This is a genomic window from Brachybacterium sp. Marseille-Q7125, from assembly GCF_023062615.1.
GTDB lineage: Bacteria > Actinomycetota > Actinomycetes > Actinomycetales > Dermabacteraceae > Brachybacterium.
The window spans coordinates 128676-154948 of record NZ_JALLAL010000001.1 but is presented as its reverse complement, the minus strand read 5'-3'; the positions used below and the strand labels follow the sequence as shown (position 1 = coordinate 154948).

Annotated in this window: 22 protein-coding genes and 1 pseudogene; 9 read left to right on the top strand and 14 right to left on the bottom strand. The window is 69.3% G+C overall.

Features of this window, described 5'->3' with window-relative positions; genetic code table 11:
* The 6 genes from MU407_RS00730 to argC form a co-directional block, all read right to left on the bottom strand.
* Window positions 1-546 (bottom strand): arginine repressor (locus MU407_RS00730; RefSeq protein WP_246954666.1); only part of this gene is annotated, 546 nt, incomplete at its 3' end.
* Window positions 543-1532, bottom strand: coding sequence for an ornithine carbamoyltransferase (argF, locus tag MU407_RS00725; protein WP_246954663.1), 990 nt, complete (start codon window positions 1530-1532; stop codon window positions 543-545). The genes argF and MU407_RS00730, both read right to left, overlap by 4 nt.
* Before the next feature lies 1 nt (window position 1533).
* Window positions 1534-2745 (bottom strand): acetylornithine transaminase, encoded by a 1212-nt coding sequence (locus MU407_RS00720; protein ID WP_246954660.1) that lies wholly within the window; start codon window positions 2743-2745, stop codon window positions 1534-1536.
* 13 nt (window positions 2746-2758) lie between these two features.
* Window positions 2759-3694 carry an acetylglutamate kinase gene (gene argB / locus MU407_RS00715; protein ID WP_246954657.1) on the bottom strand — a complete coding sequence of 312 codons (936 nt, stop codon included), beginning with the start codon at window positions 3692-3694 and terminating at the stop codon, window positions 2759-2761.
* Between the two features lie 76 nt (window positions 3695-3770).
* The gene (gene argJ, locus MU407_RS00710) at window positions 3771-4940 is read right to left on the bottom strand and encodes a bifunctional glutamate N-acetyltransferase/amino-acid acetyltransferase ArgJ (RefSeq protein WP_246954655.1); all 1170 of its coding nucleotides are present in this window, start codon (window positions 4938-4940) and stop codon (window positions 3771-3773) included.
* A gap of 52 nt (window positions 4941-4992) precedes the next feature.
* Complete coding sequence (argC, locus tag MU407_RS00705; RefSeq protein ID WP_246954653.1) at window positions 4993-6105, bottom strand: N-acetyl-gamma-glutamyl-phosphate reductase; 1113 nt, start codon at window positions 6103-6105, stop codon at window positions 4993-4995.
* Window positions 6106-6443: 338 nt separating this feature from the next.
* Between argC and MU407_RS00700 the strand changes: the two genes are divergently transcribed.
* The 7 genes from MU407_RS00700 (at window position 6444) to MU407_RS00670 (ending at window position 13621) form a co-directional block, all read left to right on the top strand.
* Complete coding sequence (locus MU407_RS00700) at window positions 6444-7091, top strand: ABC transporter substrate-binding protein (protein ID WP_246954652.1); 648 nt, start codon at window positions 6444-6446, stop codon at window positions 7089-7091.
* 114 nt (window positions 7092-7205) lie between these two features.
* Window positions 7206-7376 (top strand): hypothetical protein, encoded by a 171-nt coding sequence (locus tag MU407_RS00695; RefSeq protein ID WP_246954650.1) that lies wholly within the window; start codon window positions 7206-7208, stop codon window positions 7374-7376.
* A 265-nt stretch (window positions 7377-7641) separates the two neighbouring features.
* Window positions 7642-8736 (top strand): ABC transporter permease, encoded by a 1095-nt coding sequence (locus tag MU407_RS00690; RefSeq protein WP_246954648.1) that lies wholly within the window; start codon window positions 7642-7644, stop codon window positions 8734-8736.
* Between the two features lie 3 nt (window positions 8737-8739).
* On the top strand, window positions 8740-9684 hold the full coding sequence (locus tag MU407_RS00685) for an ABC transporter permease (protein WP_246954646.1): 945 nt from the start codon (window positions 8740-8742) through the stop codon (window positions 9682-9684).
* A complete protein-coding gene (locus MU407_RS00680; protein ID WP_246954641.1) occupies window positions 9681-10817 on the top strand; it encodes an ABC transporter ATP-binding protein in 1137 nt (378 codons plus the stop codon). Before MU407_RS00685 ends, MU407_RS00680 begins: the two co-directional genes overlap by 4 nt.
* Window positions 10814-11896: an ABC transporter ATP-binding protein gene (locus MU407_RS00675; RefSeq protein ID WP_102237017.1), complete on the top strand. Its 1083-nt coding sequence runs from the start codon at window positions 10814-10816 to the stop codon at window positions 11894-11896. The genes MU407_RS00680 and MU407_RS00675 overlap by 4 nt, the downstream gene beginning before the upstream one ends.
* A gap of 6 nt (window positions 11897-11902) precedes the next feature.
* Complete coding sequence (locus MU407_RS00670) at window positions 11903-13621, top strand: ABC transporter substrate-binding protein (RefSeq protein ID WP_246954638.1); 1719 nt, start codon at window positions 11903-11905, stop codon at window positions 13619-13621.
* Between the two features lie 153 nt (window positions 13622-13774).
* Here the strand turns inward: MU407_RS00670 and MU407_RS00665 are convergent, their stop codons facing one another.
* The 4 genes from MU407_RS00665 to pheS form a co-directional block, all read right to left on the bottom strand.
* Window positions 13775-14629: a hypothetical protein gene (locus MU407_RS00665; RefSeq protein WP_246954636.1), complete on the bottom strand. Its 855-nt coding sequence runs from the start codon at window positions 14627-14629 to the stop codon at window positions 13775-13777.
* A gap of 43 nt (window positions 14630-14672) precedes the next feature.
* On the bottom strand, window positions 14673-15788 hold the full coding sequence (locus MU407_RS00660; RefSeq protein ID WP_246954634.1) for a family 20 glycosylhydrolase: 1116 nt from the start codon (window positions 15786-15788) through the stop codon (window positions 14673-14675).
* A 63-nt stretch (window positions 15789-15851) separates the two neighbouring features.
* A complete protein-coding gene (gene pheT, locus MU407_RS00655) occupies window positions 15852-18446 on the bottom strand; it encodes a phenylalanine--tRNA ligase subunit beta (protein ID WP_246954632.1) in 2595 nt (864 codons plus the stop codon).
* Between the two features lies 1 nt (window position 18447).
* Window positions 18448-19563 carry a phenylalanine--tRNA ligase subunit alpha gene (gene pheS / locus MU407_RS00650; RefSeq protein WP_246954630.1) on the bottom strand — a complete coding sequence of 372 codons (1116 nt, stop codon included), beginning with the start codon at window positions 19561-19563 and terminating at the stop codon, window positions 18448-18450.
* A gap of 193 nt (window positions 19564-19756) precedes the next feature.
* On the opposite strand from pheS, the gene MU407_RS00645 reads away from it, so the two are divergent.
* Together MU407_RS00645 and MU407_RS00640 are read left to right on the top strand one after the other, a co-directional pair.
* On the top strand, window positions 19757-20857 hold the full coding sequence (locus MU407_RS00645; RefSeq protein ID WP_158239487.1) for an S-(hydroxymethyl)mycothiol dehydrogenase: 1101 nt from the start codon (window positions 19757-19759) through the stop codon (window positions 20855-20857).
* A 60-nt stretch (window positions 20858-20917) separates the two neighbouring features.
* A complete protein-coding gene (locus tag MU407_RS00640) occupies window positions 20918-21538 on the top strand; it encodes an MBL fold metallo-hydrolase (protein ID WP_246954628.1) in 621 nt (206 codons plus the stop codon).
* 160 nt (window positions 21539-21698) lie between these two features.
* Here the strand turns inward: MU407_RS00640 and MU407_RS00635 are convergent, their stop codons facing one another.
* The 4 genes and pseudogenes from MU407_RS00635 to MU407_RS00620 form a co-directional block, all read right to left on the bottom strand.
* Window positions 21699-23018 carry a hypothetical protein gene (locus MU407_RS00635; RefSeq protein WP_246954626.1) on the bottom strand — a complete coding sequence of 440 codons (1320 nt, stop codon included), beginning with the start codon at window positions 23016-23018 and terminating at the stop codon, window positions 21699-21701.
* A 28-nt stretch (window positions 23019-23046) separates the two neighbouring features.
* Window positions 23047-23253, bottom strand: a pseudogene (locus MU407_RS14270) (DUF664 domain-containing protein); the annotation flags it as partial.
* A gap of 116 nt (window positions 23254-23369) precedes the next feature.
* On the bottom strand, window positions 23370-25385 hold the full coding sequence (locus tag MU407_RS00625; RefSeq protein WP_246954624.1) for a cytochrome c oxidase assembly protein: 2016 nt from the start codon (window positions 25383-25385) through the stop codon (window positions 23370-23372).
* Window positions 25382-26266, bottom strand: coding sequence for an RNA methyltransferase (locus MU407_RS00620; protein WP_246954621.1), 885 nt, complete (start codon window positions 26264-26266; stop codon window positions 25382-25384). The genes MU407_RS00625 and MU407_RS00620 overlap by 4 nt, the downstream gene beginning before the upstream one ends.
* Window positions 26267-26273: the final 7 nt, after the last annotated feature.

Genomic DNA, 26273 nt, shown 5'->3' with positions numbered 1-26273 from the left:
GGCCGACGGGGGTGTGCCGGGCTCGGGGGCATCGCGGCGTCCCTCGGCGAGGTTCAGCAGACGCTCGGCCAGACGGTCGCCGCCGGCAGGGTCGCGGGCCACCAGCAGCACCGTGTCGTCGCCCGCGATGGTACCCAGCACATCGGGCATCACGGAGCGGTCCATCGCCGAGGCGAGGTACTGCGCAGCGCCCGGTGGGGTGCGCACCACCACGAGGTTGCCGCTCGCCTCGGCGGAGACCAGCAGGCCTTCGGCGAGGCGGGGCAGACGCGCCTCGAGCAGCTCGCTGCCCTCTCCCGCGGGGCGGCCGGTGCCGTTCTCGGGCGGCAGGCGGTACACGAGCGCCCCGGTGGAGCCGCGGACCTTCTCCGCCTGCAGCTCCACGAGATCCCGGGAGAGCGTGGCCTGGGTGACCTCGAATCCGGCGGCGGTCAGCAGCTCGGCCAGCTGCGCCTGGGAGGAGACCTCCTGCAGGGTCAGCAGCTGGACGATGTGCCGCTGCCGGGAGGTCTTGGTCTGGGCCATGACGCGACGGGGCTCGCTCATCGGGTCACCTCCACGGGTCGGGCATGGGCGGCGGTCTTCTCATCGGGGTGTTCGAGCAGCCAGGTCAGCAGCGCCTTCTGGGCGTGCAGGCGATTCTCCGCCTCATCCCACACCACCGAGCGGGGCCCGTCGATCACCTCGGCGGTGACCTCTTTGCCGCGGTAGGCGGGCAGGCAGTGCAGGAACAGGGACGTCGGGCCGGCGAGGTCCATGATCTCCTCTGTCACCTGGTAGGGAGCGAAGGTGTCCTCCCCGCGGCCGTCCTCGCCCTCCTGTCCCATCGACACCCAGGTGTCGGTGAGCACGGCGGTGGCGCCTCGAGCGGCCTCGTGCGGGTCCGTGGTGACGGTGACGCTGCCGCCGGTGCGCTCAGCGATCACGTGCGCGTCGGCGAGGACCGCGGGATCGGGCTGATGGGCGCTCGGGGCGGCGATCCGTACATCCATGCCGGCATTCGCTCCGCCCAGCAGATAGGAGTGGGCCATGTTGTTCGCGCCATCGCCGAGGTAGGCGAGGGAGCGTCCGGCGAGCGCGGCATCGCCGTCGGCCAGTCCCCCGGTGTGCTGGGCGATGGTCATGAGGTCGGCGAGGATCTGGCAGGGGTGGAACTCATCGGTCAGGGCGTTGATCACCGGCACCGTGGCGACCTGCGCCATCTGGTCGATGCGGTCCTGCCCGAAGGTGCGCCACACGATCGCGGAGGCCATGCGGGTGAGCACGTGGGTGGTGTCGGCGATGGATTCGCCGCGGCCCAGCTGGCTGGAGTCGGCCTCGATCACCAGGGGGCTGCCGCCCAGCTCGGCGATGCCGGTGGCGAAGGAGACGCGGGTGCGGGTGGAGGATTTGTCGAACAGCACCGCGACGGTGCGCGGTCCCTCGAGGGGCCGACGGGCGAAGCGGTCGCCCGCGAGGTCGAGGGCGAGGGCCAGCACCTCTTTCTGCTCAGTCGGCGCGAGGTCATCGTCGCGCAGGAAGTGGCGGGGCATGTCAGTGACCTCCTTCGGTGGCGGCATCGAGCAGGGCCGGCAGCGCAGCGGTGAAGGTGGCGAGCTGCTCGGCGGTGATGATGAGCGGCGGCGCGAGGCGCAGCGTGGTGGGGCCGGTGGCGTTGATGATGAATCCCTGCTCCAGGGCGGCGGTCACCACGCGTGGGCCGATGGGCGCGGCCAGCTCGATGCCGCGCAGCAGCCCGGCACCGCGGACCCCGGTGATCAGCGGATGCCCCAGGGCCATGACCTCGCGCGCAATCTGCTCGCCGAGCGACGCAGCGTGCTCCAGGAGGTGCTCCTCGTGCAAGGTGCGCAGCACGGCGAGGGCGGCGGCGGCCGCGGGCGGGTTGCCGCCGAAGGTGGTGCCATGCTGGCCCGGCTGCAGGAGGTCATGGACGGCGGGCCCGTAGGCGATGACGGCGCCGATGGGATACCCGCCGCCGAGACCCTTGGCGAGGGTCATGACATCGGGCTGCAGGCCCTCCACCGCCTGGTGGGCGAACCAGTGCCCGGTGCGGCCCACGCCGGTCTGCACCTCGTCGAGGATCAGCAGGGCGCCGTGCTCGCGCGTGAGGCGGCGGGCGGCCCGCAGGTATTCGCCATCCAGGGGCCTCACCCCGGCTTCGCCCTGGATGGGCTCAGCGATGAGGGCGGCGACCTCACCGTCGGTGAGGGCCTGCTCGAGCGCCGCCACATCGCCAGCGGGCAGGAACTCGACGCCTCCAGGCAGCGGTTCGAAGGGGGTGCGGTAGGCCTCCTTCCAGGTCAGGGCCAGAGAGCCGAGGGTGCGGCCATGGAAGGAGTTCTCGAGCGCAAGAATCCGGCCGCGTCCCGTGCGGCGGGCGATCTTGACAGCCGCCTCGTTGGCCTCGGAGCCGGAGTTCGCGAAGAACACGCCGGAGCCGGCAGGGGCGCCTGCGAGATGCAGCAGCTGCTCGGCGAGCTCGATCTGCGCCGGGGAGGTGAAGAAGTTCGAGATGTGGCCGAGCGTGGCGAGCTGCTCGCTGACGGCTCCGGTCACGGCGGGGTGCGCGTGGCCCAGGGCGTTCACCGCGATGCCGGCCAGCAAGTCCAGGTACTGCGTCCCGTCGGCGTCCCAGACGTGCGCGCCCTGTCCGCGCACAAGGACGCGCTGCGGGGTGCCGAAGACGGGCAGCAGGGCGTCGCGATAGCGGGCGGTGAGGCTCTCCTGGGTGGGGGTGGTGCTCATCGGGCTTTCCTGCTCAGACATAGTCGTCCCTTCTGACCATCGTGCCCACGCCCTTGGTGGTGAACACTTCCAGCAGCACGGCATGTTCGATGCGGCCGTCGATCATCGCGGCGGTGCGCACGCCCGCATCGACCGCTTCGAGCAGCGCTTCGGCTTTCGGGACCATGCCTTCGGTGAGGGTGGGGAGCATGGTCCGCAGTTCGCTTGCGGAGATCTCGGGGATCAGCGAGTCGCGGTCGGGGAAGTCGCGGTACAGACCCTCGATGTCGGTGAGCATCACGAGCTTCTCCGCGTCCAGTCCCTCGGCGATTGCGGCGGCGGCGAGGTCGGCGTTGATGTTCAGCACCGCGCCCGTGGGCGTGCCAGCGGCATCCACTTCGGGTGCGATCGAGGAGATGACGGGGATCCGCCCGGCCTCGAGCAGGTCCTGGATGCCGGCGGGGCGCACCTGGGTGACAGCTCCGACCAGGCCGATGTCCACCGCCTCGCCGTCCACCTCGGCGGTGCGGCGCTCGGCGGCCAGCAGCCGTCCGTCCTCGCCGCTCATGCCGATCGCGTAGGGGCCGTGCTGGTTGATCAGTCCGACGAGCTCCCGGCCCACCTGGCCGACCAGCACCATGCGCACGATCCGCATGGTCTCCTCATCGGTGACGCGGAAGCCGCCGCGGAACTGCGAGTCGATGCCGACACGGTCGAGCATCCGGGTGATCTGCGGTCCGCCGCCATGGACGACGACCACGTGGATGCCGGCCTGACGCATGAAGACGATGTCGGCCGCGAAGGCGCGGCGCAGCTCCTCGTCGATCATGGCGTTGCCGCCGTATTTGACCACGACGATTGTTCCCGCGAAGCGCTGCATCCAGGGCAGGGCCTCGATGAGCACGGCGGACTTCTCGCGGGCCTCGACCTGGTGGGGTTCGAGCTCAGCGAGGGGGTTCTTGCCGGTCATGGGCATTCCTCCGATCGGAGCAAGGGGCTGTCAGCAGCGGGTGGCGGGGACGGTGGGAGGGTGCGAACGGGTGCTCTCAGGTGGAGTAGGCGCTGTTCTCCTCGACGTACTCGTGGGTGAGGTCGTTGGTCCAGATGTCGGCGCTGGCCTCCCCGGCACCGAGGAAGACTTCGATGAGGCATTCGCGCGGGCTCATGTCCACCAGCTCGCGGTCCTCCCCCACACCGCCGCCGCGGCAGACCATGACGCCGTTGACGCGGACGTCCAGGTCCGCGGGATCAAAGGGGGCGACCTCCGCGGGGACGCAGCCGGCGGCGGCGATGATCCGCCCCCAGTTGGGGTCGTTGCCGTAGATCGCGGCCTTGACGAGGTTGGAGCGGGAGATCTCGCGGGCGACGGCGAGCGCCGCGGCGTCGGTGGTGGCGCCGGAGACAATGATGTGCACGTCGTGGCTGGCGCCTTCGGCATCGGCCACGAGCTGGCGGGCGAGGTCTGCACTCACCGCGCGCACGGCCTCGGCGATCTCGGCAGGGTCCGCCGTGCTGCCGGAGGCGCCGGAGGCCAGCAGAAGCACGGTGTCGTTGGTGGACATGCAGGCATCGGAGTCCACGCGGTCGAAGGTGACGGCGGTGGCCGCGCTCAGGGCCTGCTGGGCCTGCTCGGCGGTGAGGACCGCATCGGTGGTGATGACCACGAGCATGGTCGCCAGTTGCGGGGCGAGCATGCCGGCTCCCTTGGCCATGCCGCCCACGCTCACGCCGCTGGGCAGGGTGGTGCTGGCGGTCTTGGGGCGGGTGTCGGTGGTCATGATCGCCGCAGAGGCCGCTGCATCCGCCTCCGGCCCGGTGGCGAGGGCGGCGGTGGCCGCATCGGCCCCGGCCAGGAGCTTGTCCATCGGGAGACGTTCGCCGATCAGCCCGGTGGAGCACACGAGGACGTCCTGGGCGGAGACGTCCAGCAGCTGCGCGACGTGCTTGGCAGTGCGGTGCGTATCGGCGAAGCCGTCGGGGCCGGTGCAGGCGTTGGCGCCGCCGGAGTTGAGGATCACGGCGCGGGCGCGTCCGTCGGTGAGGGCCTGGCGGGACCAGGTGACGGGGGCGGCTTCGATGCGGTTGGTGGTGAACACGCCCGCGGCCACGTCGAGGGGGCCGTCGTTGATGACGAGGGCGACGTCGGGGTTGCCGCTGGGCTTGAGTCCGGCGGTGACGCCGCTGGCGCGGAATCCGCGCGGCTGGGTGATGCTCATGGGTGCCTCCGGGCTGGGGTGGGGCGGGCTGGTGCGTGGGCGGCGGCGCGGGTCAAGGGGCGAGCCCGGTGCGGGTCAAGCCGGTGTTCTCCGGCAGGCCGAGCGCGAGGTTGATGGACTGCACCGCAGCACCGGCGGTGCCCTTCATGAGGTTGTCGATGGCGCACAGGACGGTGGCGTGCCCGCTGCGACGGTCCACGACGGCGCCGATGCGGGCGGTGTTCGCGCCGGTCACCTGGGAGGTGGCGGGCATTGTGCCCTCGGGCAGCACGTGGATGAAGTGCTCGCCCGCGTAGGTTTCGGCCAGCGCGGCCAGGAGGTCCGCGGTGGTGACCTGGGGGCCGACGGGTGCGCTGCATACCGCGAGGATGCCGCGGCTCATGGGTACGAGCACCGGGGTGAAGGTGAGGCGGGCGTCTTCGATGCCGGTGGCGCGGCGGATGTTCTGCAGGATCTCGGGGATGTGCCGATGGGTGCCGCCCACGGCGTAGGGGCTTGCGCCGCCGGCTGCCTCCGCATACAGCAGATGCTGCTTGGGGGTGCGCCCGGCACCGGTGTAGCCGACGGGCAGCACGGCCTGCAGCTGCGCGGGGTCCACGAGCCCGGCGGCGAGCAGCGGGGTGAGGGCGAGGGTCACGGCGGTGGCGTTGCAGCCGGGCACGGCGATGCGCCGTGCAGTGCGCAGGTGATCGCGCTGGCGGGTGCCGTCTGCGAGTGGCAGCTCGGGCATGCCGTAGGTCCAGGTGCCGGCGTGTGCGCTGCCGTAGTACTCCTCCCAGTCGGCGGCGCGCTCGAGGCGATGATCAGCGCCGAGGTCCACCACAAGGGTGTCGGGGCTCGCGGTCTCGAGCTGGGCGGCGATCTGTCCGGACTGCCCGTGGGGCAGGGCGAGGATCACGACGTCATGGCCGAGGAGGTTCTCGAGGGTGGTCTCCTGCAGGGGCCTGTCCTCCCCGAGGTCCAGGTGCGGGAGGATCTCGCGAAGCGGCGATCCGGCGGTGGAGTGCGCGGTGAGGGCGCCGATCTCAAGGCCCGGGTGGCCGGCGAGCAGGCGCAGGCTCTCCCCACCGGCGTATCCGGAGGCGCCGACGAGCGCGACGCGAGGGCGCGCGGCGGTCGGTTTGAGGGAGGCCGATGCGGTGGCGGCCGGAGTGCTCTGCGACATGCGCGCAACTCTATGCAGAATCATGCATAGTCTCAATGTGGGTCCGCAGAGCGTGCGCACCGTCACGTCAGGCCCGGATTCCCCTTCCTTGATCACGAGGATTCTGCAAAGGAGCAGTTCCCATGTCCCACACCCCTCGTCAGTTCTCACGCCGATAAGCGCTCGCCGTCGGCGGATTCGGACTGCCTCTGACCGCCCGGCTCGCCGCGTGCGGCGGCAACGACAAGGCCGATGGAGGATCGGACCTCTCGGACATCGGCGGCGGTGACTCCGCGCCGTGCAACGGCCTGTTCTGGGAGACGCTGTTCCGCATCACCTCGCAGGATGGCTCCGCGCTGGTGCCGAACCTGGGCGAGAGCGTGGAGTACTCCGAGGACGGCAAGGTCGCCACCTACACCCTGCGCACCGACGTCACCTGGAACGACGGCACGCCGTTCACGTCCAAGGACGTCGCGTACACCAACGGATTCGTGTACGGCGACCCCGGTACGGAAGAGGACGAGGACGGCAACATGCCGTGGCTCGCCAAGGAGATCGAGACGCCGGACGATCACACCGTCGTGGTGACCTACAACCAGCCGCAGTTCACCCAGGATCTGCCGCTGTCGCTCTACTATCCGATCTACCCCGAGCACATCTACAAGGACAAGGACCGCACGAACTACCAGGACAAGGAGCCGGTGGACACCGGCCCCGGCATCGTCAAGAGCTTCGCCGGCCAGCTGATCGTCGTCGAACTGCGTGATGACTACTGGGGCGAGCTGCCCGAGGGCATCACTGAGGTTCACTTCGTGCCCTCCGGCACCGCCGGGAACATCGAGTCCCAGATCACCCAGGGCAAGGTTGATTGGGCCGAGGGCGGTGCGCAAGGCGCTCCGTTCCGCCGTCTACATGGAGATCGTGGCGCAGGCCGGCGGCATCGGGTACACCGTCCCTTCGGTGACCGGACTGGACACTGTGATCTACGAGACGATGCTGAAGGATGAGTTCTCCCGCTACCACCGGAGGTCTACGGTCCCGCGCAGGCCAAGGGCGACACCAAGACCCCGGCGGATGACGTTGAGAAGATCACCGAGCACTGCCAAACGCTGCAGCAGGCGGTGTTCGACGATGCTCCATACATCCCGGTGCAGTCCAACGGCGCCGGCGGCATGTACACCACGAAGAAGTATTCGGGCCTGGAGAAGGCGGAGGACATCGACCACTTCCCCCGCGTGGGCGGTTACACCAACCTGATCCATACGGTGAGCGACTTCACGCCGTCGAAGTGAGCTGAGCGCCCCTAAGGGGCTGACATGCACGGGGCCGGGTCCGCGAGCGCGGGCCCGACCCCGTCGGGTTTCTGCCGGGGCCATGCCGCAGGCGCTGATCCCGAGGTAACGATTCGAGAAAGACAGACCTCGGAGGATAGGTCGGACCTCTAGCGCGTACTACTCTGTGCTTCAACGGTTAAGTGGTCCGAGGCGACGACGCCCGCGGAGCGCCGCGCCGACCCCACCCCGAAGTACCGACGATGGTGCGAGCGCAGGAGAACCCGTGACGACGAGCACAGGACAGGTCACCGCCGCCGAGACCGGCGATGCGGTCCCACAACAGCCCGCGAGGCCTCGCGCCCGCCGAGTCCCTCCCAACCTGATCTTCCTGGCCAAGCGCCTGGGCACCTACATCGTGGTGTTCCTCATCTCCGTGGTGCTGAATTTCGTGCTGCCGCGCCTAATGCCCAATGACCCTGCGCAGTCGATGATCCGCGACATCTACGAGAAGACGGGCCAGCGCCCTTCTGAGTACCAGATGCGCATCATCCACAACATGTACGGCGACCCTGATCGGCCGATCTGGGAGCAGTTCTGGAACTACCTCCAGCAGCTCTCGCGCCTCGACCTGGGCCGCTCGATCATGTACTACCCGATGGAGGTCACCGACCTCATCAGCCAGGCACTGCCCTGGACGGTGTACCTGGGGCTCATCTCCACCTTGCTGGGCTGGATCATCGGCACATACCTCGGCGCGCGTCTGGGGTGGAAGCCCGGTCGCCTGATGGATTCGATCATCACGCCGTTCGCGATGTTCTTTTCCTCCATCCCGCCGTTCTGGCTGGGCCTGCTGCTGGTGTGGTACCTGTCCTACAGCAAGGGCCTGTTTCCCGCCCAGGGCGCGGTCAACCAGCGCATTCGCCCCGCGGAGCTCGGCAACATCGACTTCCTGCTGTCGATCGCCTACCACTCCATCCTGCCGCTGTTCGCCCTGATCGTCGTGGGCTTCACCGGCTGGCTGTTCAGCATGCGCAACATGATGATCACGACGGTCAACGAGGATTACGTGCACCTGGCCTACGCCAAGGGGCTGTCCGATGAACGGGTCCGCAATGGCTACGCCGCACGCAATGCACTGCTACCGAACATCACCGGCCTGGCAATGTCCATGGGCGGGGTGCTCATGGCAGTCGTGCTCGCCGAGGCGGTGTTCATTTACCCCGGCCTGGGCGGCCTGATCGGTGCGGCGACCGCCGTGCGCGACTACCCCCTCATGCAGGCTCTGCTCCTGATCGTCATCGTCATGAGCCTGGTCTTCAACTTCATCGCCGACAGCGTGTACGTGCTGCTGGACCCGCGTACCCGAGAGGGGAACTGACCGATGACCCGTCGCTTCCTCGAGAACCCCAAGGTCATCATCGGCCTGGCCATCATCGGCTTCTTCGCTCTGGTGGCTGTGGCCGGAAAGCCCTTTGCCACGCATGTGCTGGACCGCAACCCCACCACCATCTTCCCCGACGCCATGGGCGCGTCGCCCTCCTGGTCGCACCCCTTGGGCACCACCGTCTCCGGCCAGGACGTGCTCACCTGGATGCTGCACGGCACCTACAACTCGATGTTCGTCGGCTTCGCCTCCGCGATCATCGCTTCCCTCATCGCGATCGCGATGGGCACTGCGGCGGGCTTCCTCGGTGGCATCGTGGACCGCCTGCTCAACGGCGTGATCCTGGTCTTCCAGAACATTCCCTCCTTCCCGGTTCTGATCATCGCCGCGACCTTCTGGCGCGAGATGCCGCTGATCGTGGTCTCGGTGCTGATCGGCCTGTTCGAATGGACCGGCGGGGCGCGCCGTATCCGCGCCCAGGCGCTGAGCCTGCGCGGCCGCGACTTCACCGCTGCGCTGCGCACTATCGGCGAATCGAAATTCCGCGTGGTGTTCGTGGAGGTCATGCCGCACCTGTTCGGCATCCTCTCCCCCATCTTCCTGACCCTTATCGCCGCCGGCGTGGGCATGCAGGCGTCCATGGCGATGCTCGGCATCGGAAGCGCCGCCGAACCCAGCTGGGGACTGATCATCAACTACGCCTTCGGCATGAACGCCCTGTTCCGCGGTATGTGGTGGTGGTTCGTCCCGCCTGGCCTGTGCCTCGCGCTGCTGGGCTTCGCCACCACGATGGTCAACTTCGGGATCGACGAGATCACCAACCCCACGCTGAGTTCAAAGCGCATGGCCCTCATGCGGAAGTTCCTCAAGGAGAACCCGCGTCAGGTGTCCGAGTCCGCCACCGCATCCACCCCGACGGCCCGAACCGGAGCGACCTCGTGAACTCCCCCACCACCACTGACCCGGCGCACGTCACGGCCGAGCAGGTCGTCGACGCCAACCAGATCGTCGTCGAGACCACCGCGCAGATCACCGAGCGCCTAGAACGCTCGCCACTGCTGCTCGAGGCCCGCGAGCTGGACGTCACCTACGTCACCGAAGCCGGTGAGGTACCGGCCTGCCGCGATGTGAACCTCCAGCTACGGCGAGGCGAGATCCTCGGCATCGCCGGGGAATCCGCCTCCGGCAAATCCACTCTGCTCAACGCCCTCTCGCGCCTGCAGCGGCCCCCAGCGGTCACGTCTGCCGGACAGGTGATCTTCCATCCCACCGACGGGGAGCCGGTGGACCTCACCGCCCTGGACCGCGACGGCCTGCGCCGCTACCGGTGGAACTCGCTGTCCATCGTCATGCAGTCCGCGATGGCATCGCTGAACCCGGTGATGCGCCTGGACAGCCAGTTCATCGACGTGATCATGGAGCATGACAAGTCCATGACCAAGAAGCTCGCACGCGAGCGGGCCGGTGAGCTGCTGGAGATGGTGGGCATCCCCTCCTCGCGGCTGCGGTCCTACTCGTACCAGCTCTCCGGGGGTATGCAGCAGCGGGCTCTGATCGCCCTGTCGCTGGCCTCCAATCCGGAAGTCGTGTTCATGGACGAGCCCACCACCGCGGTGGACGTCGTCATGCAGCGCCAGATCCTCACCCAAATCCTGCAGCTGCAGGCCACCTTGGGCTTTGCGATCGTGTTCGTCACCCACGATTTGTCGCTGCTGCTGGAGATCTCTGACCGCATCGCGATCATGTACGCCGGACGAATCGTCGAGATCGGCATGCCGGAGCACCTGTTCGCCAATCCTGAACACCCCTACACGCGCGGCCTGCGCGCATCCTTCCCCCCGCTGTCCGAGCCGGTCACCCGCCTCGAAGGCATCCCCGGCACCCCGCCGGACCTGCTGGATCTGCCCAGTGGCTGCGCCTTCCACCCGCGCTGCCCGCTCGCAATCGATCGCTGCCGTGAGGAGCGCCCGCCGCTGGTTCCGAACGACCACGGCTTCGTGGCCTGTCACCGCGCTGGGGAGATCCCCGCCCCGGGCAGCCCTGTCACCGAGACCACCGCGGAGGAGAACCGATGAGCGTCAGCCACACCGCTGCGGGTGCCGCCGAGGTGGCCGCCGAGCGCAACAGCGTGTTCACCACTCGTCGGCTCTCCGTCCATTTCCGCGTGGACACCCCGAACGGCAAGCGGACCGTGCGCGCCCTGGACGAAGTGGACTTCACCCTCCATGAAGGCGAGATCGCCGCACTCGTGGGCGAGTCTGGCTCCGGCAAGACCACTTTGGCGCGCGTGTTCTCTCTGCTGTACAGCCCCACCTCCGGTGAGGTGGAGGTCTCCGGGGTGCCGCTCGAGAAAGCCGCGAAGGATGAGCGACGCTACTTCCGGGACGTGCAGCTGATCTTCCAGGATCCCTTCGCCTCGCTGAACAGCCTGAAGAAGATCCGGCACATCGTGGAACGCCCGGTGCGGATCCACAAGATCGCCTCCGGCCGCAAGAAGGTGGCGCAGAAGGTCGCTGAGCTGCTGGAGAAGGTGAACCTCACGCCGGCTTCGCGGTACATCGACCGTTACCCGACGGATCTTTCTGGCGGTCAGCGCCAGCGCGTGGCGATCGCGAAGTCCCTCGCGGTGGACCCCAAGGTTCTGCTGGCCGATGAGCCCACCTCGATGCTGGATGCCTCGATCCGCCTGGAGGTGTTGAACCTGCTGGCGGACCTGCGCGATGAACGGGGTCTGGCGGTCCTGTACATCACCCATGACATCGCTTCTGCCCGGTACCTCTCAGATCGCATCAACGTCATGTACGGCGGGAAGATCATCGAGGCTGGCCCCACCGAAGCGATCGTCTCTGATCCCGTGCATCCCTACACCCAGCTGCTGCTGGATGCCGCTCCGGACCCCGCCCATTACAAGGGGTCAGGGCATTCGGCGGCACTGGCCACATCCTCTGCGGCACCAGTGGACAACTCCGTGGAGGTGATCGGCTGCCGTTTCGCCAACCGCTGTCCCCTGGCCCGTCCGGAATGCACCGGCGCCCCCATCCCCCGTTACACCGGCCCGGACGGGCGCGAAGTGCTGTGCGTCCTGGCCGGCGACCGACCCGATTTCACCCCACCCACCCCTGCCGCTCCCGCGGCTCACCCCACAAAGGAATGATCGAGGATGATCTCTAGCAACATCTCCCGCCGCGGCGTGCTCGGAGCCCTGGGCATCGGCGCGGTCAGCACGGCTGCAGTCGCCTGCTCCGGCGGCAAGGGCGGCTCCGGAGGCAGCGACAACGGCGGCGGCGAGGGCGGCGGCCTGTTCGTCATCGGCACCGGCGTGACCGCCACCAACCAGTTCGCCAAGAACTTCAATCGCTACGGCGGCGGCGACACCGCGCCGGGCCTGGACCTCGTGTACGAGCCGCTGTTTCGTCTGTCCTCCAAGGACGGTGGCCAGCTGCTGCCCATGCTCGCCGAGTCCGCCGAACACTCCGAGGACGGCAAGGAGGTCACCTACCACCTGCGCAAGGGCGTGACCTGGTCCGACGGCGAGCCGTTCACCTCGAAGGATGTCCTGTTCACGCTGGGCTCCATCTACGGCAAGCCCAACCCGAAGCCTGCCGAGGACGAGTTCGTGTGGCTCTCGGACCCGATCGAGACGCCGGACGAGCACACCGTGATCGTCAAGTACAACAGCGATCAGCGTCAGCAGGAGGTGAACCTCGCGCTGTACTACCCGATCGTGCCCGCGCACGTGTACCAGGACGGCGACAAGCTCGAATTCCCGCAGGACATCATGGACAACCCCGTCGGCACCGGACCGGCGACCCTGGCATCCTTTGACACCCAGCTGGTCACCTACACCATGCGCGATGACTACTGGGGCGGCACCTCCCAGGTGGGCGAGGTGCAGTTCGTTCCCTCCGGCCAGGCCGGCAACATCGAGACCGAGATCACCAAGGGCAACGTCGACTTCGCTGAGGGCGGCGCCCCCGGCGTGGTCAATGGGTTCGCCGACCAGGCGGAGACCAACCACTACTCCTTCATCGCAGACGGTGCCTCCCAGGGCATCATCTTCATGACCGCGCGTCCGGAGTCCCCCATGGCCGATGTGAACGTCCGCAAGGCGTTCCGTGCGGCGATTGACTACACCAAGGTGATGGAGGCCTCCGGTATCGGCTACACCCTGCCCAACGCCGCAGGTGTGGACCCCATCCTCAACGAGTCCCTGCAGCAGCCTGAGTTCAACTCCCCCATGGAGCTGGACGCCGAGGGCGCGAAGGCGGCGCTGGAGGAGTCCGGCTGGACCGTCAACGATCAGGGCAACCTGGAGAAGGACGGCAAGGAGCACAAGCTGCTGCTGAACATCCAGAACGACAACGCGACCTTCATGGTGACCATGCCGATCGTGGTCTCCAACTGGGAGGAGCACCTTGGCGTCAAGGTCACCTTCGACCCCAAGCCCAAGGACGTCATGGACACGATCCTGGCCACCGGCGAGTTTGACATCGTCGCCTCGGGCCTCGGCTACCCCGGCTCCCCCTGGTCGAACTACACGATGTACGACCAGCCGGTCAAGCCGATCGAGGAAGAGACCAACAACGGCAACTGGGGCCGCTGGGAATGGGGCGAGGAGGCGGAGACGAAGATGCAGATCCTCGTCTCGACGCTGAACACCCCGGAGACGCAGGATCAGATCGCCGAAGGCGTCCAGGGTGTGCAGCAGGCCTTCCTGGAGCAGGCGCCGCACGCGCCGGTCCAGGGCGGCGGCACCGGCGTCATGTACTCCACCATCAACTGGACCGGCTTCCCGGATCCGGCGGATGTGGACTACTTCCCGCGTGTGGGCGGCATGGGTAATCTCACCAACCTGCTCATGGCGATCAAGCCCGCCTGATCCTTGAGCACACGCCAACGGGCCGTTCCCTCCTCGCGGAGGGAACGGCCCGTCCGCTATTCCGGCACCGGTCCTGCGAGTCAGGCCGCTGCACGGGGCGGAACTCTCCGGATGTCGGCACCGGCTGCGGCGCGCAGCTCCGCTCAGCGTGGTTCAGCGCGCATCGGCCGCCCGCAGCCGCTCGCCGATCCGACGGGTCCACGTGTAGTCGGTGCGGGTGATCTCGTCATCGAGGAAGGCGACGCCGTCACGGTCTATCGCGTAGGAGAACACTCCACCCTTCGTGGCGCCGTCCATCTGCCAGTCAGTGAAGGCCGCCGCGCGGGAGCTCTCGAACGGCTCAGAGGTGTCGTCCCAGCGGTTGAGGTCGAACTCCTCGTAGAAGGAGAAACCGATCAGGTACTGAGCCGGGTCGATCTGTCCGGCGAAACTCTCCCAGGTGCCCTGGAGCGTGTCCACGCCCCGGCCGTAGGACTGGACGAGCACATAGTCGAACGCACTGGCGGTCTCGCGGAACACCTGCTCATCACCGCCGAGGTTCGTGTCGTAGATCAGCAGCTGCTCGGTGCCGGAACGAGGACCCAGCTGCTCGGAAAGAGCGTGGAACACGCCCGCGGCCCGTGCGGCCTGCACCGGCTCGAGCCGCCGCTCCATGTCCACGTCCAGGCCATCCAGGCCGTGCTCGAGGACAAGCTCCTCGATGAGCTTCTGCGCGAGCGCACGGTGCCCGGCGTCGGTGTCCGGGAAATCCTCGTCCAGCAGGAGGCCGATGTCACAGGTGCGCACCACGGCGGTGCCGCGCTCATGCAGCTCGGGGACGTACTCCTCGCGCAGCACCGACCAGAAGCGGTTCTGGGGCGGGGTGAAGTCCGGGAAGACGAATGCGACATCGACGTCGGCCGGGATATCACCGAAGCGGTTGGGCTTCGCCGGATCGCAGGCCTCGTCGTGCCAGGTGCGGAAGTAGGCCATCTGCAGGCCGGTGCGGTGTCGCGGGCTCGTGACCACGGGTCCTCCTCGAGGCGGGCTGAGAGGTCGGACCTCCATCCTGTCACGTTCCAGAGGCCTGTCCGCGGGCCGGCCGCACGCGGTGCATGATCCGCGCGAACGGCACCAGCCACGTGTCCAGCAGCGCAAAGGTCTCCCGCTCGCCGAGCACCTCCGGTGCATCGCACCACACGGACAGCGAGGCTCCGAGCACCGGGTCCGCCTCCCCCACCGGCACCGGCGGGATCTCCACGTGAACATCCTGGGCGGCGAGGCCCATGAAGCGGCGGGGGTGGAAGGTGTCCGCGAGCAGACCGAAGCGGCGTCGGCCGTGCGGCTCGGGGACCCCATCGGCGGAGAGCACGAAGTACAGCTGGTCCCCGTGGGAGTTGATGACCCGGTGCCCGGAGTCCAGGTAATCGGTGACCGACGGGGTCCACTCCCGCCAGCGGATCCACACATCCACCACCGCCTCGCGGGTGATCGGCACCTGGGGGTGTTCCCGCGCGGGGACGATGTGGTCGTTCCACAGCAGCGGGATCTGTCCACGCTCCAGCGCCCGCTCGGCGAGCGCGTTCATGAACAGGGCGTAGGAGTCCAGCGCCGTGGACTCCGGGCCGGCGACGGCGCGAGCGTGCTCGACGAGAGAAGGGAAGCGGTCGGCGCGCTGGGCCTCTTCGTCCTCCCACGGGGCCGCGAAGAACTCATCCCCGCCCAGGTGGATCGCCTCGCCGGGAAACATCCGGGCTGCGGATTCCGTGAGGGCAAGGGCGAGCTCGAGTGCTTCGGGGTGGGAGATGTCCAGCCGGTCCGGGTGCACAGCGCCGGTGCGGTCCCTGAGGTGCAGGTGCTCACGTCCGGCCAGCAGCGCTCCCGCATGGGAGGGCAGGTCGATCTCGGGAATGAGGGCGATTCCGGCCGCATCGGCCGCGCGCACGATCTGTGCCGCATCCTCCGCATCCCAGGCGTCCGGGGCGGCGAGGTGCTCGAAGCCCGGCAGCTGCACCCCCACCCGGTGGGTCTCGGTGAGATGCAGATGCAGCGCCGTGAAGCCCAGCTCCGCCATGCGCCGGATCAGACCGATGACGGCGCCGGGATGGAAGGCTTTGCGGCCCACGTCGAGGCTGAGGCCCACATAGCGGGCGTCGTGAAGGCCGGTGGGCGTGCTTCCGCAGGGCATCGACTCAGCCGTGGCCGGGTCGGTGGCTCACCAGCGCCGACCGCGGCTGAGCAGAGATGCTGGTCATGCGCGCAGCACCCCGCCGACGGCGTCCGCCACCGCGGTGATGCAGCGCTCCCGCGCAGCCCCGATCTTCTTCGCATCCAGCGTGCCCTCGGTGGAGCGCAGCCGCACCGAGAATGCGAGCGACTTCTTGCCCTCGCCGATCTGCTCGCCGGTGAAGACGTCGAACAGGTGCACCTTCTCGGCCAGGTCTCCGATACCCACCACGATCGCGGCCTCCACGGCGCTTGCGGGCACGGACTCATCGACCACGAAGGCGAAGTCCTCCTTGGCCGCGGGGTAGGTGGGGACCGGCTCGGCGCGCACCACCGCGGGGGCGGCAGCGATCACGGCCTCGAGGTCCAGCTCGAGGGCGGCGCTGCGAGCGGGCAGGCCATAGTGCTGGATCACGGCAGGATGCAGCTCCCCGGCATGACCCACGACGCGGGACTCCCCCTCGGCGCCGGTCACACGCAGCTGCCCGACGCGACCGGGGTGGAAGGGAGCGTGCTGGCTCTGGCGAACCTCGAGATCGGCGCCGACGGCGGCCGCAATGCGTCGGGCGAGGTCCAGCGCATCGGCCCAGCCCCACGCCTCCGGGGCGCCCTGCCAGGAGTCCGGTCCCGAGGCTCCGCCGATGAGGGCGGCGATCGCCCCGGTCTGCTGCGGCAGGGCCGCAAAGATCGCCTCAAGCTCCGCGTCGCTGGGCCGGGCCGCAGGGGCCGGCACCGGGGCATTCTGCTCGCTCGCGCGCGAGGTGCTGCCGCGCTGGAAGATCGCCACGGACTCCTCGCCGCGGCCCAGGTTGCGGCGAGCCACCGGCAGCAGGGTCTGCAGCAGCTCGGTGCGCAGCAGCGGCTCATCATCGGCCAGCGGGTTCAGCAGGCGCACGGCGTGGCGGCGCTCGTCATCGGCCTCGTAACCCAGCACATCGAAGACCGACTCTGGGATGAACGGGTACGACGCCACTTCCGTCAGTCCAGCCTCGGCGAGGGCGCGGGCGGCATGGCGGCGGCCCTGCTGGGCACGAGTGAGTCCGCGGCCCCCGGGGGCGGTGGGCAGCTGCGAGGGGATCTGCTCGTAGCCCACCAGGCGCGCCACTTCCTCCACGAGGTCCTCGGGGATCGTGAGGTCCGGCCGCCAGCTCGGCGGAGTGACGGTGAGCGTCCCGTCCGCGCCGGGCTCGACTATGCAGCCGATCTGCTCAAGACTGCCGGTGACCTGCTCGGGGGTGTAGTCGATGCCGACGATGCGCTGGGCATCATCGATCCGCGCGGTGATCGCAGCGGGCTCGGTGACTGTGCCCTCGTCGGTGTGGCGCAGGTCCAGGGTGCCGCCGCCGTACTCGGCCAGCAGCTCGGCGGCACGCAGCGCGGCGATCAGCGGGATCTGCGGGTCCACGCCGCGTTCGAAGCGCTTGGACGCCTCGGAGGGCAGGCGGTGGCGCCGCGCGGTGCGGGCGATGCTCACCGGGTCGAAGGTCGCGGCCTCGAGGATGACGTTCTTCGTGGTCTCGGTGACTTCGGTGTCCGCGCCGCCCATGACGCCCGCGAGCCCCAGCACGCGGTCCCCGTCGGGCCCGGCGCAATCGGTGATCAGCAGGTCCTCGGGATCGAGGGTGCGGGTCACGTCATCGAGGGTGGTGAGCTTCTCCCCCGCTCGGGCGCGGCGCACCACGATCGGGCCGACGAGCTTCTCGCCGTCGTAGGCGTGCAGCGGCTGCCCAAGGTCGAGCATCACATAGTTGGTGACGTCCACGATCAGGGAGATGGGGCGCATCCCGGCCTGGGTGAGGCGGCGAGCCATCCAGCGGGGCGTGCGGGCGGTGGGATCCACCCCGCGCACCTCGAGCGCAACGAACCGCGTGCAGCCATCCGTGCCGTGCAGCGGGGACTCATCGCGCAGCTGCACGGGGATCCCGGCGCCGGTCAGCTCGGGGATCTTGACGGTGGTGGCGGGGTCGGTGAAGTCCGCGCCGGTGGCGTGTGCGTACTCGCGGGCCACGCCGCGCATCGCGAAGCAGTAGCCGCGATCGGGCGTCACGTTGATCTCGACGACCTCATCGCCGAGTCCCAGCAGGGAGACCGCGTCGTCGCCGGGCTCACCGGTCAGCCCCGCGCCGTGGCCGCGGCCCAGCACGATGATGCCGTCCACACCGTCGGGGTCCGGGCCCAGGCCCAGTTCCTCCCCGGAGCAGATCATGCCGTCGGACAAATGTCCATAGGTCTTGCGGGCGGCGATGGGGAACGGGCCGGGCAGCACGGTTCCGGGCAGCGAGACGATCACGAGGTCCCCGGGCTCGAAGTTGTGGGCACCGCAGATGATGCCGCGGGAGGGGCGTTCCTCGCCGGGCTGGGGGTCCTTGGGGTTGTCGAGGTCCTCGTTGTGCTCGGGGCCGACGTCCACGCGGCACCAGTTGATGGTCTTGCCGTTCTTCTGCGGTTCCTTGACGAGGTCGAGGACACGGCCGACGACGAGCGGCCCGGTCACCTGGGCGCCGAAGATCGCTTCTTCCTCGAGGCCCACGCGGGACAGGTCGGTGGCGACCTGCTCGGCGCTCGCGCCGACAGGCAGGGTGGTGTGCTCAGAAAGCCAGGTCAGGGGAATGCGCGGCATCTCAGATCTCCGTCCCGTAGTGCTGGGAGAAGCGGACGTCCCCCTCGATCATGTCCCTCATATCGGCCACTCCGTTGCGGAGCATGAGCAGCCGCTCGATCCCGAGGCCGAAGGCGAATCCCTGGTAGCGCTCGGGGTCCACGCCGGCGGCGCGCAGCACGTCGGGGTGGACCATGCCGCAGCCGCCCATCTCGATCCAGCCGGTGCCGCCGCAGACGCGGCAGTCCGGGGCGGGGTCGTGGTCGGTGCCCAGGCGTGCCTCGCAGCTGAAGCAGCGGAAGTCCATTTCGGCGCTGGGTTCGGTGAAGGGGAAGTGGTTGGGGCGCAGGCGCGTGACGGGGCTGCCGCCGAACAGGTGCGCGGCGAAGGCGTCGAGGGTGCCGACGAGGTTCGCCATCGTGAGGTTCTCGTCGATCGCGAGGCCCTCCACCTGGTGGAACATCGGCGAGTGGGTCGCGTCGATCTCATCGGCCCGGTAGACGGTGCCGGGGCAGGCGACGTACAGCGGAGCGCCGCGCTCGAGCATGGCGCGGATCTGCACCGGGGAGGTCTGGGTGCGCAGCAGCATCCCGGAGTCCTCCGGCGCGAGGTACAGGGTGTCCTGCAAGGAGCGCGAGGGATGCTCGGGGTCCGCGTTCAGAGCATCGAAGTTCATCCAAGAGGACTCGATCTCCGGGCCCTCGGCGATCTCCCAGCCGATCCCGATGAAGAAGTCCTCGATCCGGTCGGTGAGGGTGGTCAGCGGGTGCAGGGCGCCGCGCGGACGACGATCCGTGGGCAGCGTGACATCCACCGTCTCGGTGGCGAGCGCCTGCTCCTGCTCGGCGGCGGTGAGCTCCTCCTGTCGGGCGGCAAGCGCCTTGGAGATCCGCCCCTTGGACTCGCCGACGAGCTTGCCGGTGGCGGCCTTGTGCTCCTTGGGGACCTCGCGCATGGAGCGGCCAGCCACGGTGATCGGCGCGTCATCGCCCAGGTGGGAGATGCGCACCTGCTTCAGCTCCGCGGTGGAGGACGCGGCGGCGATCGCCTCGAGGGCAGCGGTCACGGCGGCGGTGACGACGGGCTCGGTGACGGCCGTGGGCAGTCCGGCGTCAGGGGCAGGAGGTGTCTGGGACACGGAGTCTCTTTCGTCCGGCGACAGGAGCGGCCCGCGCCAGAGGCAGGGCGGACCGCACAGGACCTGACCATTCTAGGGGGCCGGGCCCCGGTGCGCCGAGGTGTCCCCGCTGTGGTCGACCCGGAACCGATCACGAGCGGTATCGGCCCGATAGGCTGACGGGAAACCCCTGCTCTCGACGAGAGGACCCCCGATGTCTCAGACCGTCAAGGGCGTCATCGCCCGCGCCGCGAACCAGCCCGCCGAGCTCGTGGATGTGGTCATCCCCGATCCGGGCCCGAACGACGTCGTGGTGGACATCGCCGCCACCGGCGTGTGCCACACCGACCTCGCCTACCGCGACGGCGGCATCACCGACGACTTCCCCTTCCTGCTAGGCCACGAATCTGCCGGCTACGTCTCCCAGGTCGGCGAGGACGTCACCCACGTGACAGTGGGCGACTACGTGATCCTGAACTGGCGAGCCGTATGCGGGCAGTGCCGCGCCTGCCGCAAGGGCGTCGCGCAGTACTGCTTCGACACCCACAACGCGTCGAAGCCCATGACCCTCACCGACGGCACCGAGCTCACGGCGGCGCTGGGCATCGGCTCCTTCGCCGAGAAGACCCTGGTCCACGAGGGCCAGTGCACGAAGGTCTCGAAGAACGCCCCGGCGGAGGTCGCCGGGCTGCTGGGCTGCGGGGTGATGGCCGGGATCGGCGCCGCCGTGAACACCGGGCAGATCCAGCGCGGCGAATCGATCGCCGTGATCGGCCTGGGCGGTGTGGGCTGCGCCGCGATCGCCGGCGCCCGCATGGCCGGGGCCACGACGATCATCGGCCTGGATCTGGACGAGAAGAAGCTCGCTGCCGCAAAGGAGCTCGGCGCCACCCACACCCTGTCCACCAAGGACCTCTCCCCCGAGCAGATCGCGGAGAAGGTCCGCGAGCTCACGGGCGGTTTCGGGGCCGATGTGGTGGTCGACGCCGTCGGCATCCCGCAGACCTACGAGACTGCGTTCTACGCCCGTGACCTCGCCGGCCGCGTTGTGCTCGTGGGCGTTCCGCGCCCCGGCGTGGAGGTGACCCTGCCGCTGTTGGACGTCTTCGGCCGAGGCGGGGCGCTGAAGTCCTCCTGGTACGGCGACTGCCTGCCGGAACGGGATTTCCCGTACCTGATCGACCTGTTCGAGCAGGGGCGCCTGCCGCTGGACCGCTTCGTCACCGGCCGCACCGACCTCGAGGGCGTGGATGCGGCCCTGAATGGTCTGCATGACGGCATGAACCTGCGCACCGTCGCGATGATCGGCGCCTGAGCGCACTGGCCCACCCCACGCCAGCACCACACCAGCACCATGACTTCTGAGGAGAGCTCCATGACCGCACGACTGGACCACACCACCACCTCCGGCACCTTCACCCTGGACGGCGAGACCTTCGAGGTCGACAACAACGTGTGGGTGCTCGGCGACGATGAGCAGTGCATCGTGTTCGACGCCCCGCACAGCGTCGAGGCCGTCGAAGAGCTCGTCGGCGACCGCGAATGCGTGGGCATCCTGCTCACCCACGCCCACGATGACCATGTGCGCTTCGCCCCTGAGCTGTCCGAGGCGCTCGAGGCCCCGATCCTGCTGAACCCCGCGGACCGTGAGGTCTGGCAGCTCACCCACGGGGATCTGCCCTGGGATGACGATGTGGCCGATGGCGACATGTTCACCATCGCCGGGGTGAACCTCGAGGCCATGCACACCCCCGGCCACTCCCCCGGCTCCACCTGCTACTACAGCGAGGAGCTCGGTGCGGTGTTCACCGGCGACACCCTGTTCCAGGGCGGGCCCGGTGCGACCGGCCGTTCCTTCTCCTCCCGCGAGACGATCGAGGAGTCGATCCGCGAGCGGCTGTTCCAGCTGCCCGCGGACACGGTGGTGCACACCGGGCACGGCCCGGACACCACCATCGGCGCCGAGCAGGAGTCCGCGCGCGGCGACTGGCTCTGAGAGGCGCGGGGCCGGGCTGGTTCGGGGCCCGGCCGCGCGACCGCCGCGGTCTCGCGAGCGCGGCCTTCTCGTGACCGCCGCCTACTCGTGACCGCATCCTCGCGGCCGCGGCGTTCTCGAAGCCGCTGCTTTTCCTGGCCCCGGGGGCTCAGCGTGAGGCTCAGGCCCCGTGGCCTCCGTCGTCCTCGTCGTCGTCATCGGGCTCCGGCAGCGGCCAGGCGTGACGGATCGTGTTCGCCCGCACGGCGAAGACGAAACGTGCCACGGCGATCACCGCTGCGCCTGCCAGCATGATGACGATGCCCACCAGCAGGGTGTTCAACCACCACAGCGGGGGCTCTTCCACCAGCGCCATCTCCACCGTGTCAAAACGCACCGCGAACCCCAGGGTGCTGATGAGCACGCCGAGGCCCAGCACCACCTGACCGGTCTGCAGCAGCATCGGCCGGTCCCCCGCATGCACCTCCAGCTCCTGGGCGGACGGGCGCACCTGGCCCTCGCGGCCTTGCGCGATGATCCGCCGCAGGGTGCGCTCCTCCTGCCAGGTGGCCATCGCGATGCCGACCCCGCCCACCAGCGTGAGGACCGCGCCGAGAACCGCCGCGATACCGAGCAGTGTGAGGATGAGGCCCAGCATCATGCCCAGATTCTCGAGGTCCCCGCTGAAGTCCAGCGGATCGCAGTCCTGACAGGGCTGAACGATCGGCGCGATGATGGTCGCACCAATTCCCCACGCCCCGAGCAGGAAGCTCCCGGCGGCCATCCCCACCGAGCCCACGGCCCGCCAGACCCGTCGGCCGCGCGGATACTCATCATCGACGGAAGGAAGCTCGAGCTCCTGCTCCTCGGCGAGCCGGCGCAGGTTCTCTACCGCCTGCTTTCCCCATGCTCGGTCCAGGTCATGCTGCATCTGGTGGGAGAGTGGCGCGGCGTTCAACTGGCTGCGCAGGAAGAGCACGCCCACCACAGTCATCAGCACGCCGATCGGCAGCGGATACCAGAAGTCCCTCACGCTGCCGGCGAACACGCTGATCGCGACGATCGGGCCCACCACCACACCGAAGAAGCCGAGCACCGCCAGCCCGGTGGAGGATTCCCGGCTGAGACTGGCCCGCTGGCGCCGGATCGGGACCAGCAGCTCGGGCTGCGCGGCCTCGGCGAAGATCCGCAGGAGGTGCTTCCGTTCGAACCTGCCGTGCAAGGCGCGCACCACGAACATCACCGACAGGCCGCCGAAACCCACGACGAGCGGGCTGACCATCGCGGCGCGCGACCGCCGATCCACAGCGTCGATGTCGAGCCACTCCGCGCCGTCGAAGACACCGGTCTCCACCGGCAGCATGATGGCAAGTACCAGGAATAAGACGATGAACGCGGCGAGGCTGCTCCCCATGAGCACATCGCGCAGGGCCAGCAGCGCGGTGATGCCCGGGGGCATCGGGTATTCGTGCTGGCGCGGGGCGGTCGGAACGGCCGTCATGAGGGCATTGTGCCCGACCGCTCGGTCTCTACTCCCCCGTCTGCCCATCGATCGCCTCGCGCAGAAGGTCCCCGTGGCCGTGATGGCGGGCGTACTCCCCGATCATGTGCGTGAGAATCCAGCGCAGCGAGACCGGGGCCTGGCCGCCCCAGGCCGGATGCTCGGCGGCGAACGCGGCGGCGCGGTCGCCGTCATGCTCGGCGATGAGCGAGGTGACGATGCCGCGCGAGCGGTCGGCGCTGACGACACGCCACCACCACGCCGCCGAGAACACCGATACGTCTCCATATCGCCACAGATCAGTGCACTCGGCAGGCGGGGACGGCATGTCGAGCACGGGCCCGCCCCCGCTCAGTTCTCCGGCTTGTCGAGCCCGGCGAGGTAGCGGTTATAGGCCTCGAGCTCCGCGCCCCCGTCGCGGTCGGCCTTGCGGTCCCACTGCCGCGCCCGACGGTCCTCGCTGCGCATCCACCACACGGCGACGATGAGCGCGTAGCCGACGGTGGGCACTTCGGAGATCGCCCACATGATCGAGCCGCCGCGCACCTGGATCAGCTCCAGCCGCTCCAGGGAGTACATGCCCAGGTCCTGATACCAGTCCTGCGCGATGATCCACGTCGCACTGGTCAGTGCCACCCCGAAGAAGGCGTGGAACGCGAGGGTGACCAGCAGGGTGATGAGCTTCAGCACCGGGTTGATGGGCTTCGTGGAGGGGTCGATGCCGATCAGCACCCACGCGAACAGGTACCCCGAGGCCAGGAAGTGGAAGCTCATGAGGATGTGCCCGAGGTGGTGGTACATCGCCGCCTCGAACAACGGAGTGAAGTAAAAGATGACCAGGGAGCCGACGAACAGCAGCCCGGCAATCGGCGGGGAGGACACAAACCGCGCATACCCCGAATGCAGGGCGGCGAGCACCCACTCGCGGATGCCGCGGGACCCGTCGGTGCGGGGCGCGACCGCGCGTGTGAGCAGGGTGACGGGGGCGCCCAGCACCCACAGCGGCGGGACGATCATCATCATCGCCATGTGCTGGACCATGTGCGCGTCGAAGCGGAACTTCCCCCACGCGGCGGCCCCGCCGCTCAGGACCCAGATGAAAGCGAAGCAACCAGCCAGAAAGCAGATGGTGCGCACCCACGGCCAGTCGTCCCCACGCCGACGCAGCCGCGCCACACCCGCGAGGTAGAACCCGGCCATCGCCACACCGATCGCGATCGAACCCCAGTCCGCATGCCACACAGTCAGCAGGGCCAGCGGGGAGAATTCCTGCTCCGGCGGCAGATACCCCACGAGCGAGAGGACCGTGAGATCTCCGACGGCGGGGATCTCCTGCGGCACCGGCGGGGCGGAGCGGCCCAGGGCGATCGATGCCCCGATCACGAGCGCCATCACCACCCCCTCGGTGAGCGCGAGGTGGCGGAAGCGCACGCGCTCCCCCAGGCGTGCGCGCTGCGCCGCACCGAGCACGGCCAGCCCCAGCAGCCCGACGGTCTTCAGCAGCACCACCTGCCCGTAACCGGTGGTCAGCAGATCCCCCCAGCCGGCCAGGCGGATCGAGGCCGACAGCAGCCCGCTGAACGCGATCGTCACCACCGCAGCGAGCGCCCACGGGGAGAAGCGGCGGATCGTGGTGGCGAGGTCCTGCTCCGTGAGGCCCGGTGCGAGCAACGCGATGGCGAGCAGGCCACCGGCCCAGACGGCGACCGCCACCAGGTGCAGCATCATGGCGTTCACGGCGTTGATGTGGTCCAGGCTCGCGCCGGCATGCCCGGCAAGCCCCAGCGCCCCCACACCGAGGCCCGCGAACGCAAGACCCCAGCAGGCCATGACCGTGCCGCGGGCGAACAGCAAGAGCAGGGTGGCACAGCCAGCGAGGATCGCGATGCTCAGCTGGATGCGGCCCAGCTCCGTGCTGAGTGCCACCTGCCAGACGTTCAGGTCGCTTCCGGCGCCCGCAGCCTCGAGACCGCCCAGCGGGATGAGGGCGAGTGCCGCGATGGTCCACAGCAGCGCCCCGTATCCGGCCAGACGCACGGCGCGACGGCGCGGCGGATGCAGGGTGTGCACGTCGCGGCGGCCCGGGCCGGGCAGGAGCAGCACCGCGGTGCCTCCGGCGCCGATGGCCAGCAGCACGCCCAGGTGGTGGAGCACCCGTACGGCGGGCAAACCCCAGGTGACCAGGGGTGAGGCGGGCACGAGGGCGGCGGGTCGCAGCGCGCCGGTCGCCGTCATGCCCGCGAACGCCGCCGCGAGGGTCAGCAGTACGAGCACCGCGAGGATCGCGCTCTCCGCCGTGTGGCCGACCCGGCGAGGGGAAGCCTGCTGCGGGGCGGCGGGCCGGGTGCGCGGAGCGCTCATGCTCATGCGCCCTCCCGTCGGCGGCGGAGCGTCTCGAACAGGCACACGGTCGCGGCGGTGTGCACGTTGAGGGATTCGGCGTGCCCGGCCAACGGAATCCGCACGGCGAGCGGCGCGGCGTCAAGGGTCTGCTCATCCAGGCCGTGCGCTTCGTTCCCGAAGATCCAGGCGATGCGAGCCGGAAGCTCCGCAGCGAACACATCAGCTGCGGCATGCCCGCTGGTGGCAGCTGCGGTGATGGCGTGTTCGGCCAGCGCCTGCAGGACCTCGCCCATCGCTGCTTCGGTGAGGACCGGAAGGTGGAACAGGGAGCCGACGGAGGCGCGGACGGCCTTCGGGGAGTACGGGTCGGCGCTCGTGCGGGTCAGCAGCACCAGGTCCGCGCCAGCCGCATCGGCGGTGCGGAGGAGGGTGCCGACGTTCCCGGGGTCGCGCACCTCATGCAGCACGACCACGGTCACGGGGTCCGCAGCGGGCAGCGTGTCGAGCGCCTGGATCGCGGCGGTGGGGTCGGCGCCGGGCAAGTCCGCGATCGCCACCACGCCCTGCGGGGAGACCAGAGCTCCGGGGGCTGCGGCCCCGTCGGCCCCGCCGGGGTTCTCGCGCACCATAGCGCGCAGCACCGGTTCGTCGATCACACGCAGCGGCACCCCGGCCGTGCGCGCGAGGTCCCCGAGCTCGGGGTGCTCGTCGGCGCCGCGCTCGGTGGTGAACACTTCGCGCGCCAGCTCAGGGCGGTGCTGCAGCAGGGAGCGCACGGCCTGCGGCCCCTCGACGCGGAAGCGTCCCTGCTTGCGACGCGCCGAGCGCCCGGTCAGCGCCGCCGCACGCCGCACCCGCTCGGAGCGGGGCGAGGTGGGGACGGGCTGATCCGGGCGCTCGGTCATCGCGGTC

Bases quoted from the DNA above. Each gene is read 5' to 3' on its own strand.
- argF (WP_246954663.1), bottom strand. From the start codon at position 1,532: ATGCCCCGCCACTTCCTGCGCGACGATGACCTCGCGCCGACTGAGCAG.
- MU407_RS00720 (WP_246954660.1), bottom strand. From the start codon at position 2,745: ATGAGCACCACCCCCACCCAGGAGAGCCTCACCGCCCGCTATCGCGAC.
- argB (WP_246954657.1), bottom strand. From the start codon at position 3,694: ATGACCGGCAAGAACCCCCTCGCTGAGCTCGAACCCCACCAGGTCGAG.
- argJ (WP_246954655.1), bottom strand. From the start codon at position 4,940: ATGAGCATCACCCAGCCGCGCGGATTCCGCGCCAGCGGCGTCACCGCC.
- argC (WP_246954653.1), bottom strand. From the start codon at position 6,105: ATGTCGCAGAGCACTCCGGCCGCCACCGCATCGGCCTCCCTCAAACCG.
- MU407_RS00685 (WP_246954646.1), top strand. From the start codon at position 8,740: ATGACCCGTCGCTTCCTCGAGAACCCCAAGGTCATCATCGGCCTGGCC.
- MU407_RS00675 (WP_102237017.1), top strand. From the start codon at position 10,814: ATGAGCGTCAGCCACACCGCTGCGGGTGCCGCCGAGGTGGCCGCCGAG.
- MU407_RS00670 (WP_246954638.1), top strand. From the start codon at position 11,903: ATGATCTCTAGCAACATCTCCCGCCGCGGCGTGCTCGGAGCCCTGGGC.
- MU407_RS00660 (WP_246954634.1), bottom strand. From the start codon at position 15,788: ATGCCCTGCGGAAGCACGCCCACCGGCCTTCACGACGCCCGCTATGTG.
- pheT (WP_246954632.1), bottom strand. From the start codon at position 18,446: ATGCCGCGCATTCCCCTGACCTGGCTTTCTGAGCACACCACCCTGCCT.
- MU407_RS00645 (WP_158239487.1), top strand. From the start codon at position 19,757: ATGTCTCAGACCGTCAAGGGCGTCATCGCCCGCGCCGCGAACCAGCCC.
- MU407_RS00640 (WP_246954628.1), top strand. From the start codon at position 20,918: ATGACCGCACGACTGGACCACACCACCACCTCCGGCACCTTCACCCTG.
- MU407_RS00635 (WP_246954626.1), bottom strand. From the start codon at position 23,018: ATGACGGCCGTTCCGACCGCCCCGCGCCAGCACGAATACCCGATGCCC.
- MU407_RS00625 (WP_246954624.1), bottom strand. From the start codon at position 25,385: ATGAGCATGAGCGCTCCGCGCACCCGGCCCGCCGCCCCGCAGCAGGCT.
- MU407_RS00620 (WP_246954621.1), bottom strand. From the start codon at position 26,266: ATGACCGAGCGCCCGGATCAGCCCGTCCCCACCTCGCCCCGCTCCGAG.